The sequence below is a fragment of the Rhodococcus cerastii genome (genome assembly GCF_033042195.1).
GTDB lineage: Bacteria > Actinomycetota > Actinomycetes > Mycobacteriales > Mycobacteriaceae > Rhodococcoides.
This window is the reverse complement of the sequence record NZ_JAWLKF010000001.1, coordinates 426,458-445,465: the sequence shown is the minus strand read 5'-3', so window position 1 is coordinate 445,465 and position 19,008 is coordinate 426,458. Positions and strand designations below refer to the sequence as shown.

Below are 19,008 nucleotides of genomic sequence, written 5' to 3'. Positions count from 1 at the left end.
GCTCGCCGACAGGCCGACGGCCTGTCGGCAACCACCCTCGGTCGGGGCGCAGATCACACTCGCAGTTAAAGTGGTTCCCCATGACCAGCGTCCAGGATTCCACTGCACACGGGTCGGCCGAAGCCCCCGATATCCATACCACTGCGGGTAAATTGGCCGATCTTCGTAAACGTCTCGCGGTTGCGGAGATTCCGTCCGGTGAGGCAGCGGTGGACAAGGTCCACGCCAAAGGCAAGCTCACCGCCCGCGAACGGATCACCGCGTTGCTCGACGAGGGCTCGTTCGTCGAACTCGACGCCCTCGCCCGGCACCGCTCCCAGAACTTCGGGCTCGGAGACAACCGGCCCTTCGGTGACGGTGTCGTCACCGGCTACGGCACCGTCGACGGCCGCGATGTGTGCGTGTTCTCCCAGGACGCAACCGTCTTCGGCGGCTCCCTGGGCGAAATCTACGGCGAGAAGATCGTCAAGGTCATGGACCTGGCCATCAAAACCGGACGCCCCCTGGTCGGCATCAACGAAGGTGCCGGAGCCCGCATCCAGGAAGGCGTCGTCTCCCTCGGACTGTACGGCGAGATCTTCCACCGCAACGTCCGCGCCTCCGGAGTCATCCCCCAGATCTCGGTGATCATGGGACCCGCCGCCGGCGGGCACGTCTACTCCCCGGCACTGACCGACTTCGTGGTCATGGTCGACGGCACCTCCCAGATGTTCGTCACCGGACCCGACGTCATCAAAACCGTCACCGGCGAGAACGTCACCATGGAAGAACTCGGTGGCGCGCACACCCACATGGAGAAATCCGGTGTCGCGCACTACGTCGCCTCCGGCGAACAAGACGCCCTCGACTACGTCCGCGAACTCCTGTCCTACCTACCGAGCAACAATCGCGCCGACGCCCCCCGCACCGCACCCTCGGACCCGATCACCGGGTCCATCGAAGACAATCTGACCGCCGAGGATCTCGAACTCGACACCCTGATCCCCGACTCACCGAACACCCCGTACGACATGCACGAGGTCATCACCCGGATCCTCGACGACGACGAATTCCTCGAAGTCCAACAAGGTCGGGCCCGCAACATCATCGTCGGGTTCGGGCGCATCGACGGCCGATCGGTGGGGATCGTGGCCAACCAACCCACCCAGTTCGCCGGAACGTTGGACATCGACGCTTCCGAGAAAGCAGCCCGGTTCGTGCGGACCTGCGACTGCTTCAACGTCCCGATCATCACCCTGGTCGATGTTCCCGGGTTCCTGCCCGGCACCGGGCAGGAATACAACGGCATCATCCGACGCGGCGCGAAACTGCTCTACGCCTACGGCGAAGCGACCGTCGGCAAGATCACCGTCATCACCCGCAAAGCGTACGGCGGCGCCTACGACGTGATGGGATCCAAGCACATGGGAGCCGACGTCAACCTCGCCTGGCCGACCGCGCAGATCGCCGTCATGGGAGCCTCCGGTGCCGTCGGGTTCGTCTACCGCAAACAACTACTCGAAGCAGCGAAGAACGGTGAGGACGTCGACGCCCTGCGCCTGAGGTTGCAGCAGGAATACGAAGACACCCTCGTCAACCCCTACATCGCCGCCGAACGCGGCTACCTCGACGCCGTCATACCCCCCAGCCACACCCGCGGCCAGATCGTCACCGCACTACGACTACTCGAACGCAAACAAGTCACCCTCCCACCCAAGAAACACGGAAACATCCCACTATGAACGACGAAGCGAATCATGACGCAGCGAACGACAAAGCGAATCATGACGCAGCGAATCCGAGCGAGGTGGTTTCCCCGTCCCCTGCGGCTGTTCGGGTGGTGAAGGGCAATCCGAGCGATGAGGAAATCGCCGCGCTGGTGACGGTTCTGACGGCTGCCCAGGGCGGGTCCGAGTCGACGGGCGATTCTCGTCCTCGTGAGCTGTGGGGTTCACCGAAGTTGCTGCATCGCCGATTCGCACCTCAGTCGGCGTATTCGTATGCCGCGTCGGGCCGCTACCCACGGTGACAATGCGGTCCTCCGACGCTGCGCCGGGGCCTGTTCGTCTGGTCCTGGCGTCGGCGTCGCCTGCGCGTCTGTCGGTGCTGCGCGGTGCCGGGGTGGAGCCGATCGTCCGGGTGTCGGGTGTCGACGAGGATGCGTTGACAGCAGCGCTCGGGCCGTCGGTGTCTCCGGAAACGGTGGTCACGGAACTGGCCCGAGCCAAGGCCGCCGCGGTGGCCGAGACGTTCTCGGATTCGAGCGACGACCTGGTGATCGTCGGCTGCGATTCGATGTTGGCCATCGGCGGGGAGCTGCACGGTAAGCCACATTCGGTCGAGGTGGCGCGCACGAGATGGCAGTCGATGGCGGGCAACAGCGGCGACTTGCTGACCGGCCACGCTGTGCTCCGGGTGACCGACGGAGTGGTCGTGGCGCAAGCTGCAGCGCACAGTTCGACAGTCGTACATTTCTCGACGCCGTCCTCGGTGGACCTCGAGGCCTACCTCGACTCCGGTGAACCGTTGTCGGTGGCCGGGGCGTTCACGTTGGACGGGCTCGGCGGCTGGTTCGTCGACCGCATCGAGGGCGATCCGTCGTCGGTGATCGGCATCGGCCTACCGCTGGTGCGAACACTGCTCACTCGTGTGGGTACGTCTCTGGCCGCACTGTGGGGCAGCGCCCCGTCCTGACCGTCCGGCTCCGCCGACCGCTGGGCCGGACGGAGCCGAGTTCTGCCGTCAGGGCAGAAGATCGATCAATTCGCGAGCCCACTCCTCGGCCATGGTCTTCGGCTTGATGTTCGACGAGCTGTCGTGCCGAGCATGGGTACCGACCTGCTTGCCGCCGAGCTCGGTGAGCTTCTCCGCGATGATCTCGCCGCCGCGGTTGAAGGTGTCCTCGTAGACCCGGTCGCCCAGACCGAACACCGCGAACTGCAGTCCCGCGAGGTCCGGCGCGTCCTCGACGAGCGCATCGAAGAAGGGTTCTGCACCGGTGGGGAGCTCTCCGTCTCCGTAGGTGGAGCAGATGACCACGTGGAAGTCGTCGGTGTCGATGTCGGACACCTCGTACTCGAGCATGTCGCGTACCTCGGCGTCATGATCGCTGAGCACGTCCGCAATCTTGTCGGCGACCTCCTCGGCCGTACCGGTCTCGGACCCGAACAACACGACCACTGCCATGGATCGCTCCCCTTTCTCACACCTGCTCGAACACTCGAACAGTCGGAAAGCATAGCCTCACCGGCGATCCGGTCGAAAATCCGTCCTTGCCCGCGGTTGTGACTTGTCTCGAGGTCACCAGAACTCGGGCGTCAGGCCCCATCGATCGAACTCCACCTCGACCAGCCCTCTCAGGTGCTCTTTGCTGGGAAAGCTGTCCGGATCGAGCCCGGTGACGCACAGGGTGGCGCGTTCGCCCGATTCGTTCCACCAAGCGCTGACTCCACCGCCCGTGCGGCGTAGTAGGGCCACGTCGGTGTTCTGCGTGATGGACCTCATCGCCACCGCGGTGGCGTCCAGACCACCGATGGTCCGCAGTGCGACGCCTCTGGCACCGAGATTCGAGCACAGGCACAGCGGGGCCGAGCCCGACGCGGCGAGTTTGGCCACGATCGCGTCGGGCAGCAACTGCATCAGCGGTTTGAGGAGCTCGAATGTCGTGGTGACCGTGCGATCGGCCTGGGTTCTGAATGCCTGCTTGCTCGCCGCTCGAATTGCTCCGAGATCGTCGAGATACGTCCCTCCCGGCTCGACGTGGATCGAGACGCCGGACGTCGCGTTGGCACGCCGATCACCCGTGGTCCTGGTACTGACCGGAAGGGCGACGCGTACCCGGTCCTCGGTCGAGACTCGGCCGCTCCCGGTCAGTATCCCGAGCACCACCGCGACCAGCAGGCTGTTGGAACTGCCCCCTTTGCTCGCCGCGGCGGCAGACCACTCCGCGGACAGACAATCGACGACGACGGTGCTCGGCCTCCACGCGCCCTCGGCAGGGGCGACGATCGCACGCGGACGGTCGGCACCGGTGCCCTCCGGTGTTCCTGCGCTCGCGTCGGCGGACGCCGTGGACCGTGCCCGTACCGCCGCCACCGCGGTGCGGCCGAGCGCTCGTGCCGCACCCGAGAGCGCTGCACCGACACGGCCGAGACCATCGGAGAGATCGGCACGGGAGATCGCCGTCGCGGACAGGGGACCGTCATCGAGGCCGACACGCAGAAAATCGTCGGGGACGGCGTGTCCGGCCAGCGCGGCCGCGGCTGCGGAGGTGAGCGCCCCGCCGTCGCCGACGACGTGAGAGCCGACCAACGACACGACCGTGCCGCCTTCTTCCACCGACGTGGCCGACAATCGCCACGCCGGTCCCCCGATCGGATCCAACGCCACGGCGGCCTCGTCCTCGATCCACCTGTCGACCGCCGCGCGGGCGATCGGTGGCCCTATCACCACCGGATCAGCGGATCGACGCGCTGCGGTCCAGCTGTCACGGGCTCCGGGCAGCCGGGCCCGTCGAACGGATCGATCGATGGGGCCTTCGGCGAGCATTCGCCACATCGATCGCAGCGCGTCCGGAGCGACGGCGCGGTCGAACCGCCAGACGATCTGGTTCACCACCGGTACCCCGAGAACGCATTCCATGCGGAGGAACAGGTCGTCGTCGTACGTCAGTCTTTCCACCCCGCGAGACTATCGCTGCACGAGCGCGGACGCAGGTGGGCCGCAAATGTGTTTCCCGCCATATGTTTTCCGATCCGAACTGCGGCCTGCGGGACTGATAGGTTGAGGACGTTTTCCACGCCGACGCGACTGCGAGTGACCCTATGAAGTTCGTGATGCCATTCAACGGCAGTCGCGGTGACGTGACGCCCGGTCTTGCACTCGGCGTCGAACTCGCGGATCGCGGACACGACGTGGTGTTCGGCGCACCACCGAACCTCGTGGACTTCGCTCGCGCGAAAACGGCTGAGTCCGAACGAATCGGCGTGCTCTCGTTCGGGCCGGACACCCAGCGACTGCTGGAGTCGGAGTTGATCAGGGTGCGCATCAAGTCGCGTAACCCGCGGACCAAGATGGCGGCACTCGCGGAACTGGCCAATCACGGCTGGGATCAGATGACGGCCGAACTCGAACGGATGGCCCAGGGCTGTCACGCGATCGTCACCGGTTCGCTGGGGCAGGAGATGGCGTTCAACATGGCGGAGTCTACGGGCAATGCCTTTGTGGCACTTCACTACTGCCCGCTCCGCCGCAACGACGTCGTGCCCGTGACCCCGGGCATCACGTTACCGGGATACGTCAACCGGTCGATGTGGGCGCTGGCGGAGTCGATGCGCTGGAAATCCATGAAGGCCCGCGAGAACGCGCAGAGGAAGTCCCTGGGTCTTGCACCGACGCGTCATTCGCTGCCTGTTCGGTCCGAACGCTACGGCGGAGTGGAGATTCAGGCGTACGAGTCGGCGCTGTTCCCCGGGCTCGCAGAACAGTGGGGCTCACACCGCCCGTTCGTCGGATTCCTGGGGCTGAGCAGCGCTGGCGTCGATTCCGATCCTGCGTTGGAAGAATGGCTGCGGGCAGGCTCCGCGCCGGTGTACTTCGGCTTCGGCAGCATGCCCGTCCCCGATCCCGCGGCACTGCTGCGCATGATCGAGAACGTGACCCGAAGGCTGGGCGTTCGCGCTCTCGTCTGTGCCGGCTGGAGCGATCTGGCCGGTGCCGATCCTGCTGCAGTCCAATCGAATTCGAACATCATGATCGTCGAGTCGGTCGATCACGCGAGCATCCTGCCGCAATGCGTGGCTGCGGTCCACCACGGTGGCGCAGGCACGACGGCTGCCACGGCGCGGGCCGGCCTGCCGACACTCGTCTGCTGGTTCAGCGCCGATCAGCCGTTCTGGGGTGCCGCGCTGCGCAGGATCGGAGCCGGCACCAGCACGAAATTCTCGACCTTGACCGAATCCGTTCTCCAGCAGGGCATTACCGATATCACTACCGCCCGAGCCAGGCAGGCGGCACACCGATTGGCCGGCTCGGTCGCCCCGACTGCAACTGCGGTGGCCGCAGCTGCCGACATCACCGAGGCGGCAGCGCGGAACCGCTGACGCACTCACCAGAAGCGCGCAGTCAACTCCCAGCGGCCCAGCGCCTCCGCCAGATGGTCACGCAGTGCCCGGTCATCGACGAATCGATCTGGGTCCATGGCGTGGACGGTCACGGTGACGCTTGCGTCCGTCTCGCACAGCCAGGCCGTCAGCCCACCGTCCAACGATCGCGCGAATGCGGCGTCGGCACCCGCGAAGGTCGCCCTGCCCGATACGGCACGAGCTCCGATACCGGCCACCGTGGTGAAGACCTCGGGCAGAGCACCCAGGTTCGACGCCAGGCCTTCCGCACCGTCACGCGGTTGCGGAACACGCGCGACCACGGCGTCGGGCAGCATCTGCACGAGGGCCTGCGAGATGCCTGCGGGTGGTAGACCGGCAGCCTGCCTCGCGGCGAAAGCGGTGAACGCCGCCTTGCTGATTTTCCGAATCGTCGACAGATCGCGGTCGGCCGCGTCGGTGACGGGGACCTCGATCTTGACGATCTTGGTGGCATTGGAGCGAGTGTCGTCGACGGTGCGATCGCTGACCGGCAGTGACCACTGCACCGAGTCTCCGATCGAGGCTCGCCCGGCCTGCCCGGAGGCTGCCGTGAGAACGGCGATGAACAGTGAATTGGACGTGCCACCCCATCGTTGCGCAGCCGCTTTCCAAGTACCTGCGTCCACCTCTGCCACCGCGTGAGGCGATACCCAGTCTGCATCCACGGCACCGGCCGTCGGCTGTGAGCGAGTCGGCTGCGAGCGCGGGACAACGATGCCCGGACCGGATCGGGTGGGAATCGGTAGCGCGGATGCAGCGGTGTTCACCAACCAGCCGGCTACGGACCGCACCTGCCCCACGGCGTCTCGCAGGTCCGAGCCGATGGCCGCGATTCCGTCCTCGGTCGGAACCGACCGAGGGTGCACGGACGGGGAGTTCGCAGCCGCGAACGCGGCGATCAGAGCGCCGCCGTCGGCGACCATGTGCGAAGCGACCAACGAGAGCACCGTCCCTCCGTCGGTCAGAGGAGCTGCCGCCAGTCGCCAACCGAGACCGGTCTCGGGATCGATGTCGTCATCGATGCAACCGTCGGCCCAGGCCGACACTTCGGTCGATCCGATGAAGTGTGGGTGAAAATCCAGTGAATGGGAGACGTTCGAGGCCACCCATCGAGCGCGGGCAGTAGGCACCGTCGACGAGACCACTCGGCGCGCGAGCAGACCGTCGGACAGGTTGTCGCGTAGCTTTTCCAGGTCCACTCGCTGGACGGTTTCGTCGAACCACCACAAGAACTGGTTGTAGACGGGATATCCGATGCCGTGATGCATTCGCAAGAATAGGTGATCGGCAAATCCAATTCGAGTCACGCGCCGAACCTACTACATCCACGAACCAGGGGCAGTGGTGTCAATTCGCCACACCAATGCATTCACATTCGGCAATAGGTGCACGAAAAAGGCGTCCCGAATGTGTCCCGGACCATGTTCGATCCATTCGGTGGCGTGGGTCGTGTTTCGGGTCGCACGACAGTTTGCACCACACTTCGATTGTGAACTATCATCACGCTGACCAGCAAAGTCAGTGATTCGTTCATAAGATACGACAATCGGACGCTCCCTCGACTCCCGATCGGCGACCGGCGAGTCAAGACGCTCGGCAGTGAGAAGTATTACTTTTTCGCGCTGCGAAATAATTTCGCTTTCGCCCTATCGTGTTCTCTGAACTCACTTCGGGTCGACGGCAACGACGTTGTTCTTTCAATGCGGAAAGCAGCAATCCAACAGCAATCGGATAAAACGACCGGTCGGCTGCCCGATCATCACCGACGGGTTTACACGATCGACTCGACCGTAATCGAACGTGCAATACCGAACCAACGCCGCGCACCGCCGACCGAGCCCGGAACGGAAGAGGACTCCCATGGAATACACCGAACTCGCCGACTACCCCCTCCCCGCCGGTCGCCTGACCGAGTGGGTCCCCCGCGTCGACGACGACCGTTGGGAACCGGACCCCCGCGGTCTGTCCTACACGCACCAGGACCATTGCGAGCGCAGCGCTCCGGGCTCGTGGATCGGCACGGTGTTCGAGATTCATCGCCGCTACGACGTCGAGGCAGTGCGCGCAACCATCACCGCGTACATGGGTCGGCACGAGGCATTTCGGACCAAGGTCAGGCGCGACGAGGAATCCGGTTCCTGGCTGCGCTACACCGCACCGACAGATGCAGTGCAGGTGACCGACCGGGCACACACCGAACCCCGGACCGAGACTCAGGTCTTCAGCCATCTGCACTCCTGGTTCGGCGACACCGTCTCCCCGACGGCGTGGCCGCATTTCGTCCTCGCGACCATCGAACCGGACGATGCCTCCCGCGCTCTCTCGAACGGGCCGGGAGAGTCGTTTCTGCTTGCGTTCGCCGCCGACCACTCGGTGATGGACGCCTACAGCCAGATCTACGCCATCAACGAGATCGACAAGCTCTACGCGCACGCCCTCGAAGGCATCGACCCCCAGTTGCCCGAGGTCGGCAGCTATGTGGACTTCAGCCAGTCCGAGAGGGCTCTCGGCGAGACACTGACCGGTGACCACAGCGCCGTGCGCACCTGGCAGGACTTCCTGGCCGTGGAGGACGGACGCTTTCCCGCATTTCCCCTTCCGGTGTCGGTCGACCGGTCGCTCACCGGCCCGGCCGCACAGAGCAGCATCTCGTCCTGGCTGCTGACTTCCGAGCAGTCGGATGCCTTCAACGCTGCATGCCGTAACGCCGGGTACAACATGCAGGCCGGAATACTGGCCGCTCTGGCGCTGACGAACGTCCGCCTGTCCGGTCGCACGACGTTGCGCACCGTGATGCCGATGCACACCAGAGACGAACAGAAGTGGGCCGCGGCGGTGGGTTGGTACGTCGGGATTCTGCCCATGGAGATCGAGCTCGGTGACGCTCGCACCTTCGGGGAGGCAGTCGCGGCTGCAGCAACTGCAGGCGCGGCGAACAAGGGGTTGGCACGGATGCCGTACTCCAAGATCGCCCAGATCCTCGAGTCGACAGAAATTCCTCGATTCGTGGTGTCCTACATCGATCTTCGATTCCTCCCGGACGCCGAGCAGTGGCAGGACCGCAAGGGTCGGGCTCTGCGGAGCAACTGCCACGCCGAGGACGAGGTCTACTTCTGGGTCAACCGGACGCTCCAAGGGCTCAACATCTCCGCGCGATTCCCCAGCTCGGATGTCGCGTCGACCAACGTCCACCGCTTCATCACCGAGTTCGTCGCCGTGCTGACGGCAGTGATCGACTCCGACAGTGGTACCGATACGGTGCTCACGTCGGCCTCACGGTCGGTGACCGTCGCCGCAGAGTGAGTCGTCGAATCAGCCCGCGGCCCTTATCGAGGAGGATGAAGCGACCATGATCATCACCGCTATGGGCAGATGGAATCCTGCTCCCGGCCGAGTGCTCGAATGGCACCCCACTGCGGCTGCCCGTGCGAGTGCCCAAGCGGCACCTGTCGATTCGACTCCGGTCTCGTTTCTCCAGGAGGACCACCTGAAGGCCGCGTGGGCGGCCCGCGAACGCGGCGATGTGCACACCGCGTACACCGGGGTGGCAACCGAGATCGACGGTGACGTGGACACGGATGCGATGAGCCGCGCACTGGCCGCCTACGTGCTGCGTCACGAGGGCCTTCGATGCTGGTTCGAGGTCGAGGGAAACAACGTCGTCCGGCATCTCGCCCCGCCCGAGGTCGCGGCGTTCGAGGTGACCGACGCCGGAGAAACCACGGACGACGACCGATTCCAACGGTACGTACGGGGGCGCTTCTCGTCCGAGGCGACCGCGGACGCCTGGCCCGGATTCGTCGTCGGTGTCGTGGCCAGGCCCGGCAGCTTCACCCTGTACTACGGCGCAGATCACGCATTCACCGACGGCGGCTCGCAAGCGTTGGTCATCAGCGAGTTGGCCGATCTGTACGCACTCGAGACCGGCGCGGACGTACCTACCCCGGCAGAGGCAGGTAGTCATCTGGCCTACGCCGCCGACGAACGGGCTCGGGCCGCGACGTTCGGGGCCGATTCTCCCGAAATCGCGGCCTGGCGAGACATTTTCACCCGACACGACGGCCGGATGCCTCGGTTCCCGCTCGACCTCGGCCTCGCGCCCGGCGAGAAAGCTCCGGTCCGCATCGTCGAACGCGACCTGTTGAGCAAAGAACTGACCGCTGCATTCGACGCCGCGTGCAAGACCGCCGGGGCCCGGATGAGCAGCGGCATATTCGCCGCCGTCGGGATCACCGACTTCGAATTGGCCGGTAACACCGACTACTTCGGGATCACCGTGCTCAGCACCCGGCATCACGGTGACTACGGACAGTCCCAGGGATGGTTCGTCAACTTCGCTCCGGTCGCATTCGAGGTGGCGGGACACGACAGGTTCTCCGACGTCGCGGCTGGAGCCCACCGAGGCTTCGAGCAGGCCAAGCAGATCGCGGAGGCCCCGGTGCACGCCGTGCTGGGCGCGCTGGCCGCCGACGGCACTCTCGGTAGCGAGTTGGCAGTGAGTCCGAACATGCTCTCGTACATCGACTTTCGCTGGTTCCCCGGCGTCGGACGAGACGCGGACACGCGCGCGAAGCATTTCACCGGCGAGGGTTCGACGTCGAACGCATCGATGTGGATCAACCGAGACGGTGAGCACCTGTACCTGGTGGCCCAGACCCCTGATACCGACGTTGCCGCCGCAGCGGTGAAGCGGTACCACGATCATCTGGCGCATGTACTGGAAACCATCGCACGCGAGGGTGATTACAATCTGACGCTCGAAAATCTGGTTCAGGAGCCGGCCGGTGCGGGTCACCTCGATCACTGAGTACACCCCGCGCGCGGGCACCGTCGTCGAGTTCACCGCCGTCGTCACTGGGAAACCGCAACCGTCGACGGTTCCGCCGTCGTTCAACCAACGGTTTCACCTCGGCGATCTGGACGAAGCCGAGCGCGTCTGGATTGCCGGAGCCTTCGAGGTGCAGGGCAGGCTCGACACCCGCGCTTTGGGGTGGGCCTTCGAGCGCCTGATCGACCGACACGACACCCTGCGTAGTTCGTTCGTTCGCGCGGCGGCGGGAATCGAGCGGATGGTTCACGAACCGGGTGCGGTCGAGATGAGGGAAACCACTCGAACCACCTTCTCGTCAGGGTCCATGCTCCGGAGTCACCTCCGAAATTCGCTCGAACTACACTGCGACGCACGACGATTCCCGTCGTACACCTGTTTCGGAATCGATCGGCCGGACACCTCGACGGTGTTGTGCGCCTTCGATCATTCCAACGTCGACGCCATGTCGATCGCAGTCGTGGTCGACGAGATCAACACCCTGTACGACGCCTACCGCCGCTGTCCGTCGAACCCGGAGGCAGCCCTGCCTCCGGTCGGTGGGTTCGTCGAGTACTGCCGTGTCGAAGCAACCCAGCCACTCGTCGATCCCACGGACGAACGCATGGTGCGGTGGTCGAACTTTCTCACCGAGTGCGGTGGCACCACGCCGCGTTTCCCGCTCGACCTCGGCGTCGCCGAGGGTGAAACCGCGCCTCAGGCAACGACTGTCACGCCCTTGCTCGACGCGCAGCACACCCTCGACTTCGCGGAGCTCTGCGCCCGTTCCGGAGCCGGGATGTTCGCCGGGGTCGTCGCTGCGATCGGGCAGGCGTGCGCCGGGATAGGCGGACCGAGCCGCGTGCCGTTCCTGTTCCCGTTGCACACCCGCCATCAGCAGCAATTCTCGCGTGCACTGGGCTGGTTCACCACGAACGCTCCCATGACCGTGGAGGTAGAACACGACCTCACCGACACGATCACCGCGGCCCACACAGCGTTTCGTGCAGCACTGCCACTGAGCACCGTTCCGATCCCCCAGGTACTGAACAACCTCGGTGATGCGTTCACCTTGTCGCGTCGAGACGTGTTCATGGTGTCGTACATCGACTACACCAGAATCGGTGGACACGAACGCTTCGACCGAACCGATGCACACCACATCAGCAATGCCACGGTGTCCGACGACGCGCAGTTCTGGGTTTCGCGCACCACGTCGGGCCTGGCATTGCGGTCACGATTTCCCGACACTGCACAGGCACACTCGGTGATGAATGCGTTCACCGCCGAACTCGTCGCCCTCCTGCGGGTCTCCACAGCGAAACCCGAGAGCGCTGCCCTGACGCCCTGACAAAGTCGTTCCGCAGGCTCCACTCCTGCCCTGATAGAAGTCGTTCCGCGGGCTCCACTCCTGCCCCGTGACAGAGGTTCCGCATAGGATCGACAGTGCAGACCGTCCACCCCCGGGCGGGCCGCCAGCCGAATATCTTCCGTAGGAGCCGATACGTGCCTGTACCAACCGATTCCAACGCAACGTTCGCCGACTATGCGCATCCGGATCGTCTCGTATCGACCGAATGGCTCTCCGCTCATCTCGGTACCCCCGGCCTTCGGGTCGTCGAATCCGACGAGGACGTGTTGCTCTACGACGTCGGCCACATTCCCGGCGCGGTCAAGATCGATTGGCATCTCGACCTCAACGATCCGGTCACCCGCGACTACATCGACGGCGAGCAGTTCTCGAAACTGATGAGCCGCAAAGGCATTTCCCGGGACGACACCATCGTCGTGTACGGCGACAAGAGCAACTGGTGGGCCGCGTACGCACTGTGGGTCTTCACGCTGTTCGGACATCAGGACGTGCGTCTGCTCGACGGTGGCCGCGACGCCTGGTTGTCGGAGAACCGCGACACCACCCTCGACGTGCCCGAGTTCCCCGCCACCGACTACCCGGTGATCGAACGCGACGATGCACCCATTCGTGCGTTCGCCTCCGATGTTCTCGGCTCGCTCGGAACGGTGCCGCTGATCGACGTTCGCTCCCCCGCCGAGTACACCGGCGAGCGCACCCACATGCCCGACTACCCAGAAGAAGGTGCACTGCGCGGAGGTCACATCCCCACCGCCGTGAGCATCCCCTGGGCCAAGGCAGCCGCACCGGACGGACGGTTCCGGTCTCGCACGGAACTGGACGAGATCTACTCCGGTACCTCCGCCACCGACGACGTGATCGCCTACTGCCGGATCGGTGAGCGTTCGAGCCACACCTGGTTCGTGTTGACCCATCTGCTCGGGTACCAGTCGGTGCGCAACTACGACGGCTCGTGGACCGAATGGGGCAACGCCGTTCGCGTCCCGATCGCCAAGGGCGAGGAGCCCGGATCGGCTCCGGCCACACGATGAGCGCCTTGCCGGAATCCCTGGCCGAGATAGTCGAGGACTTCGCCGCGGTGGAGGGGCAGGACAAGCTGCAGCTGTTGCTGGAGTTCAGTCGCGAACTGCCTCCTCTGCCCGACCACCTTGCTCAGGATGCGATGGAGCCGGTGCCGGAGTGCCAGTCTCCGCTGTTCCTGTCGGTGGATGCAGGCGATCCGGCGCGGGTCCGGCTGTACTTCAGCGCCCCACCGGAAGCTCCGACCACGCGGGGGTTCGCCTCGATCCTGGCGCAGGGGCTCGACGGTCTCGGCGCACAGGAGATCCTCGACGTACCGGACGATTTCTACTCGGCTCTGGGGCTGAGCGACGCGGTGAGCCCGTTGCGACTGCGCGGTATGTCGGCGATGTTGGCGCGGATCAAGCGTCACCTGCGTTGACCGGCGACGGCGCAGGTGACGTGCCGTCGTCTTGATCGATACAACGCGTCGTCGTTAGACTCCGCGGCAGGGCCCCTGAAGCCCAGTCCCCCCGATGCGTACGACGAAGGTTGGTTGCTGCCGATATGGAGTTCACGGAGTTGGCGGACTACGCGGTTCCCGCGGGCACGCTCACCGAGTGGATACCCAGCGTCGGCCCGCAGGCCCGCACTCCGGAGGCTGCTGGCTGGCATCCCGACGCCAGGCCGACGTCCTACGTCCACGAGGCACACCTTCGTACGAGCCTGAGCAGTCCTCGCCGCGGTCGTGAATCATGGCTCGGCGCGGCCTTCGAAATCGCAGGCCCGCTGGACAAGCCCGCGTTTCGCCAGGCAGTGCTGAACTGGATCGACCGGCACGAGGCGATGCGTTCGAGCGCGTCGATCGACGAGGTGACGGGCGAGATGACGAGGGTGACCGCCGCGCAGGGTGCCATCGACATCTGGCAGGTCGAGCAGGAACGGTGCGCGCAATCGAGTGAGGTGTTCGAGCACCTGCAGTATCTGTTCGACGAGTTCACCTCACCGTTGATCTGGCCCGCCTACGCCTTCGTGACGCTCGAACCGGTGGACGAGACGCGTCCGGTCACCGTGTTCTTCGCAGCGGATCATTCGATCATCGATGGCCTGTCCACGGTGCTGGTCGCGCACGAGATAGCTGCTCTGTACGGCGAGGAACTCGGTGGTGCGCCCGCTGCCCTGTTCGAGGCCGGCAGCTACCTCGACTTCGGTTCCTCCGAACGCGAGAGGAATGCAGAGCTGGAGCATTCCCACGACGCGGTGCGGATATGGCGGGATTTTCTCGTCGACGGCGAAGGCGAGCTACCGGCCTTTCCACTCGACATCGGAGATCCGAGCCCGGACGATCTGCCGCAGGGCGGTTTGTCCGCGTGGGTGCTCGACCCGGACCAGGCCGACTCGTTCTCGGTCGCCTGCCGCAAGACCGGACACAGTCTGTTCGCCGGGTTGCTCGCAGTTCTGGCCATCACCGGCTCCGAACTGGGCGGCGGCACTCGTTTCCGCACGGTGACGCCGGTGCACACTCGCGACGAACCGCAATGGGCGTCGGCGCTGGGTTGGTTCGTCGGACTGTGCCCCATCTCTTTCGACATCGCCGGTGCGGACTCGTTCGGCTCGGTGGTCGCGGCGGCCTCGGCCGAGGTGAAGAAGACCAAACCGATCGCCCGAGTTCCTCTCGATCGCGTGTTCACCACTCTGGGCTATTCCGCCCGCCCGCGTTTCGTCGTCTCCTTCATGGATGTGCGGTTCGCGCCTGCCGCCGAGCACTGGCCGGACTGGAACGCCCGAGCGTTGCGCAGCAAGCAGTACCAGCACGACGTGTACATCTGGATCAACCGCACGCCGCAGGGGATCAACATCGCGGCTCGCTATCCCAACACCGAGCAGGCGACCGCGCGGGTTCACGAATACGTCGGTGCCTTCCGAAAGTTGTTGAGCGATGTTGCGGACACGGGTACCGCCCGATTCCCCCTCACGGGCGACGAGCGTTCCGATATCGGACATACCGACACCGGTCAGATCGCTACCAATCAGTAGCTCACTGCGGCTCGCCGCCGGTCAGCTGCAGCTCTGCAGACCGATTGCAGCGATGACAGTGCCGATGCTTAGACTCCGACGTGACGTTCGTAACGAAGCACGCGAGAAACACATCCGTAGGAGGCTCAGTGCCCAGCCATGCCAGTGCTCAGATCACCAAGGTTCTTGTCGCCAATCGTGGTGAGATCGCGGTGCGGGTGATCCGGGCTGCGGCCGATGCCGGGTTGGCCAGTGTCGCTGTGTACGCCGAACCCGACGCCGACGCCCCGTTCGTCCGTCTGGCCGATGAGGCGTTCGCGCTCGGCGGGCAGAGCTCCGCGGAGTCGTACCTGGTGATCGACAAGATCATCGATGCAGCCGCCAAGTCCGGGGCCGACGCCATCCACCCCGGCTACGGATTCCTCTCCGAGAACGCCGACTTCGCCCAAGCCGTCATCGATGCCGGTCTGATCTGGATCGGACCGTCCCCGCAGTCCATCCGCGACCTCGGCGACAAGGTCACCGCCCGCCACATCGCCGCCCGCGCCAAAGCCCCCTCGGTCCCCGGCACCTCCGAACCGGTCAAGGACGCCGACGAAATCCTCGCCTTCGTCGACGAACACGGCCTGCCGATCGCGATCAAAGCCGCGTTCGGTGGCGGCGGACGCGGCATGAAAGTCGCCCGCACCCGCGAGGAAATCCCCGAACTGTTCGACTCCGCCACCCGCGAAGCCGTCGCCGCGTTCGGGCGCGGAGAATGCTTCGTCGAGCGCTACCTCGACAAGCCCCGCCACGTCGAAGCGCAGGTCATCGCCGACCAACACGGCAACGTCATCGTCGCCGGCACCCGCGACTGCTCCCTGCAACGCCGCTTCCAGAAACTCGTCGAAGAAGCACCCGCCCCGTTCCTCACCGACGCCCAACGCAAAGAAATCCACTCCAGCGCCAAAGCCATCTGCCTCGAAGCCGGCTACTACGGTGCCGGCACGGTCGAATACCTCGTCGGACAAGACGGCCTCGTGAGCTTCCTGGAAGTGAACACCCGCCTGCAGGTCGAGCATCCCGTCACCGAGGAAACCTCCGGCATCGACCTGGTGCTGCAGCAGTTCAAGATCGCCAACGGTGAAGAACTGTCCATCACCGACGACCCCGAACCCCGGGGGCATTCGTTCGAGTTCCGGATCAACGGCGAAGACGCCGGACGCGGCTTCCTACCCGCCCCCGGACCGGTCACCACCTTCCGTGCGCCGTCGGGACCGGGTGTGCGCGTCGATTCCGGTGTCGAATCCGGCTCGGTGATCGGCGGCCAGTTCGATTCGATGCTCGCCAAGCTCATCGTCACCGGCGCGACCCGCGAGGAAGCCCTCGCCCGTTCGCGTCGAGCACTCGCCGAATTCGATGTCCACGGGTTGGCGACGGTGATTCCGTTCCACGCCGCGGTGGTTTCCGATCCGGCGTTCATCGGCGACGGCGACTCCTTCTCGGTGCACACCCGCTGGATCGAAACCGAATGGGACAACCAGGTTCCCCCGTTCACCGCCGGACAACCCATCGACGACGAGGAAGTCCTGCCGCGGCAGTCCGTGGTCGTCGAGGTCGGTGGCCGCCGCGTCGAGGTGTCGTTGCCCGGGGAACTGTCCCTCGGCGGCGGTAGCGGCGGCGGGCCCGCGGGCGCGGTACGCCGCAAGCCCAAAGCTCGTACCCGTGGTGGTGCTGGAGCAGGCGCGGCATCCGGAGACGCGGTCACCGCACCCATGCAGGGCACCGTGGTCAAAGTCGCCGTCGACGAAGGCCAAACCGTCGACGCCGGTGACCTCATCGCCGTCCTCGAAGCAATGAAAATGGAAAACCCCGTCAACGCCCACAAAGCAGGCACCATCACCGGCCTGACCGTCACCGCAGGCGACGCCATCACCCAAGGCACCGTCCTCGCAGAGATCAAATGACGTAGCGATGTCCGAGCTTCCGGAGATCCGAATCGGTACGGCTGATCGAGAGAAAGCCCTCGAGGCACTGAGTCTGCACTTCAGTGAGGGTCGGCTGACTGTGCCCGAATTCGACGAGCGCAGCGCCGTCGTTGCTTCGGCGACGACGCGTGGGGAGATCGACAAAGTCTTCGTCGATCTCCCCGCTGCGTCGACGTCGCACACTCCCGCCCAGCTCGGGAAATCTCCGGCACCGACCGAGGGCGGTGCCGGAATCGATTGGCGCGCAGTGGTGATGCCCCTGGTGATCTTCGGTTCACTGGCATTGTTCTTCCTCACCGACTTCGATCAGAAGTGGCTGTTCTTCCTTCTCATCCCATTGGCGGGTGCGCTGCTGTCGGCGGGCGGTCACTCGAAGAGTCCGAAGAAAAAGAAGAGAGATCGTTGAAGGCGCTTCTGTTCGATGTGTTCGGCACAGTGGTCGATTGGCGTACCAGCGTGGCCCGCGAGGTCAAGTCGCTGTGTGGTCCCGACATCGACAGTCATGCGTTCGCCGACCGCTGGCGCAGCCTGTATCAGCCGGCGATGGAACAGGTTCGGTCGGGCAACCGCCCGTTCACCCGGCTCGATGTACTTCATCTCGAGTCACTTCGAGTCGTGTTGTCGGAGTTCGATGTTCAGCTAGACGACAGTGATGTCGCATCCTTGAATCACGCGTGGCATCGATTGGATCCGTGGCCGGATTCGGTTTCTGGGCTCACCCGACTACGCACCGAGTTCATCATCGCGCCGCTCTCCAACGGCAACATCTCGCTGCTGCTCGATATGGCCAAGAATGCCGGACTGCCATGGGACGCAATCCTCGGAGCAGAACCGGTGCGTGCGTACAAGCCCATGCCCGACGCCTATCTACGCACCGCGGACATTCTGGGTCTCGAGCCGAGCGAGTGCATGATGGTCGCCGCACACAACAGTGATCTCGCTGCCGCTGCCGACTGCGGCTTCGCAACGGCATTCGTCGCTCGTCCCCTCGAACACGGGCCGCGTCAGACCACCGACCTCGCCGCGGAATCCGACTGGAATCACAGCGTCGACTCGATCGATTCTCTCGCAACGCAATTGGGCTGCTGACAACAGCTATCGGGTCACAGGAATCAGCTGGTGCGCAATCCACGCGTCCACGTCCCGGTGCGAACGGAAGCGAACAATCGTCAGCTCCGGGCGGCGCACACTCAGTTGCTGCACTCGCTCGGTAGTCGACCGGTAGGTGTTCCATGCCCATCGAACGATGTGGTCGCGGTCGAAGAGGATGCGGTGCAGTGGGGGTTCGATGTTGCCGTTCCACAGCTCGCGCCTACCGAGCCTGCGCCGTAGCGTCCGAACCATCACCTGCCGCATGACTGTTCGGCGCGGTAGGTCCAGCCACAGAAACAAATCGGCTCGATCGGCGAGACGGTCTCGAACGATGTTGTACTGCCACTCGGTGACCCACGACGGGCGCGCGATGAACTCCTCCACCTCGGACTCGAACGTCGCACGCGGCGTCCAATTCGGGCCGTGGAACAAGCTGTCGATCTCGATGTGTTCGATTCCCAGAATCGATCCGAGACGGGCAGACAGCGTCGTTTTCCCGGAACCGGACGTCCCAGCAACGACGATCCTCGAGGGACAGAACACTGCATCGTTCGGTCCGAGAATCACGGAGACGACGCTACCGAATCGCGAGCACCGATGCTGCGTCCAGCGTGCTGTGCCCGACTGATATCG

17 protein-coding genes are annotated in these 19,008 nt (G+C 64.9%); 13 read left to right on the top strand and 4 right to left on the bottom strand.

Annotation, left to right across the window (positions count from 1 at the left end; translation table 11 throughout):
• Positions 1–80 precede the first annotated feature (80 nt).
• The 3 genes from R3P93_RS01880 to R3P93_RS01870 are packed head-to-tail and all read left to right on the top strand — an operon-like array spanning position 81 to position 2,673.
• Positions 81–1,721, top strand: coding sequence for an acyl-CoA carboxylase subunit beta (locus tag R3P93_RS01880; protein WP_317532310.1), 1,641 nt, complete (start codon positions 81–83; stop codon positions 1,719–1,721).
• Complete coding sequence (locus R3P93_RS01875) at positions 1,718–2,008, top strand: acyl-CoA carboxylase subunit epsilon (RefSeq protein WP_317532309.1); 291 nt, start codon at positions 1,718–1,720, stop codon at positions 2,006–2,008. Before R3P93_RS01880 ends, R3P93_RS01875 begins: the two co-directional genes overlap by 4 nt.
• Before the next feature lie 2 nt (positions 2,009–2,010).
• On the top strand, positions 2,011–2,673 hold the full coding sequence (locus R3P93_RS01870) for a Maf family protein (protein WP_094669205.1): 663 nt from the start codon (positions 2,011–2,013) through the stop codon (positions 2,671–2,673).
• 48 nt (positions 2,674–2,721) lie between these two features.
• On the opposite strand, the gene R3P93_RS01865 is transcribed toward R3P93_RS01870, so the two are convergent.
• Both R3P93_RS01865 and R3P93_RS01860 read right to left on the bottom strand, forming a co-directional pair.
• Positions 2,722–3,165 carry a flavodoxin domain-containing protein gene (locus tag R3P93_RS01865; RefSeq protein ID WP_068051234.1) on the bottom strand — a complete coding sequence of 148 codons (444 nt, stop codon included), beginning with the start codon at positions 3,163–3,165 and terminating at the stop codon, positions 2,722–2,724.
• Positions 3,166–3,279: 114 nt separating this feature from the next.
• Entirely contained in the window at positions 3,280–4,659 is a 1,380-nt protein-coding gene (locus tag R3P93_RS01860) for a hypothetical protein (protein WP_317532308.1), read from the bottom strand.
• Between the two features lie 155 nt (positions 4,660–4,814).
• Between R3P93_RS01860 and R3P93_RS01855 the strand changes: the two genes are divergently transcribed.
• Positions 4,815–6,080: a glycosyltransferase gene (locus R3P93_RS01855; protein ID WP_317532307.1), complete on the top strand. Its 1,266-nt coding sequence runs from the start codon at positions 4,815–4,817 to the stop codon at positions 6,078–6,080.
• Between the two features lie 5 nt (positions 6,081–6,085).
• On the opposite strand, the gene R3P93_RS01850 is transcribed toward R3P93_RS01855, so the two are convergent.
• Positions 6,086–7,390 carry a hypothetical protein gene (locus R3P93_RS01850; RefSeq protein WP_317532306.1) on the bottom strand — a complete coding sequence of 435 codons (1,305 nt, stop codon included), beginning with the start codon at positions 7,388–7,390 and terminating at the stop codon, positions 6,086–6,088.
• A gap of 592 nt (positions 7,391–7,982) precedes the next feature.
• Here R3P93_RS01850 and R3P93_RS01845 point away from each other — a divergent pair.
• From R3P93_RS01845 to R3P93_RS01805, 9 genes are all read left to right on the top strand, one after another.
• Positions 7,983–9,425 (top strand): condensation domain-containing protein, encoded by a 1,443-nt coding sequence (locus R3P93_RS01845; protein ID WP_068051242.1) that lies wholly within the window; start codon positions 7,983–7,985, stop codon positions 9,423–9,425.
• Positions 9,426–9,471: 46 nt separating this feature from the next.
• Positions 9,472–10,929, top strand: coding sequence for a condensation domain-containing protein (locus R3P93_RS01840; protein ID WP_317532305.1), 1,458 nt, complete (start codon positions 9,472–9,474; stop codon positions 10,927–10,929).
• Positions 10,907–12,280, top strand: a complete 1,374-nt coding sequence (locus R3P93_RS01835) for a condensation domain-containing protein (RefSeq protein ID WP_317532304.1) — start codon at positions 10,907–10,909, stop codon at positions 12,278–12,280. The genes R3P93_RS01840 and R3P93_RS01835 overlap by 23 nt, the downstream gene beginning before the upstream one ends.
• 155 nt (positions 12,281–12,435) lie before the next feature.
• Positions 12,436–13,332 carry a sulfurtransferase gene (locus R3P93_RS01830; RefSeq protein WP_094639333.1) on the top strand — a complete coding sequence of 299 codons (897 nt, stop codon included), beginning with the start codon at positions 12,436–12,438 and terminating at the stop codon, positions 13,330–13,332.
• Positions 13,329–13,742: a SufE family protein gene (locus tag R3P93_RS01825; RefSeq protein ID WP_037188062.1), complete on the top strand. Its 414-nt coding sequence runs from the start codon at positions 13,329–13,331 to the stop codon at positions 13,740–13,742. Before R3P93_RS01830 ends, R3P93_RS01825 begins: the two co-directional genes overlap by 4 nt.
• Positions 13,743–13,867: 125 nt before the next feature.
• Positions 13,868–15,337: a condensation domain-containing protein gene (locus tag R3P93_RS01820; protein ID WP_149405426.1), complete on the top strand. Its 1,470-nt coding sequence runs from the start codon at positions 13,868–13,870 to the stop codon at positions 15,335–15,337.
• 128 nt (positions 15,338–15,465) lie between these two features.
• On the top strand, positions 15,466–17,262 hold the full coding sequence (locus R3P93_RS01815) for an acetyl/propionyl/methylcrotonyl-CoA carboxylase subunit alpha (protein WP_317532303.1): 1,797 nt from the start codon (positions 15,466–15,468) through the stop codon (positions 17,260–17,262).
• A 7-nt stretch (positions 17,263–17,269) separates the two neighbouring features.
• Positions 17,270–17,689 carry a DUF1707 SHOCT-like domain-containing protein gene (locus tag R3P93_RS01810; protein ID WP_068051410.1) on the top strand — a complete coding sequence of 140 codons (420 nt, stop codon included), beginning with the start codon at positions 17,270–17,272 and terminating at the stop codon, positions 17,687–17,689.
• Entirely contained in the window at positions 17,686–18,372 is a 687-nt protein-coding gene (locus tag R3P93_RS01805) for a haloacid dehalogenase type II (RefSeq protein WP_317532302.1), read from the top strand. The genes R3P93_RS01810 and R3P93_RS01805 overlap by 4 nt, the downstream gene beginning before the upstream one ends.
• 6 nt (positions 18,373–18,378) lie before the next feature.
• Here R3P93_RS01805 and R3P93_RS01800 read toward each other — a convergent pair whose 3' ends face one another.
• A complete protein-coding gene (locus R3P93_RS01800; protein ID WP_256980675.1) occupies positions 18,379–18,942 on the bottom strand; it encodes a P-loop NTPase family protein in 564 nt (187 codons plus the stop codon).
• Positions 18,943–19,008: the final 66 nt, after the last annotated feature.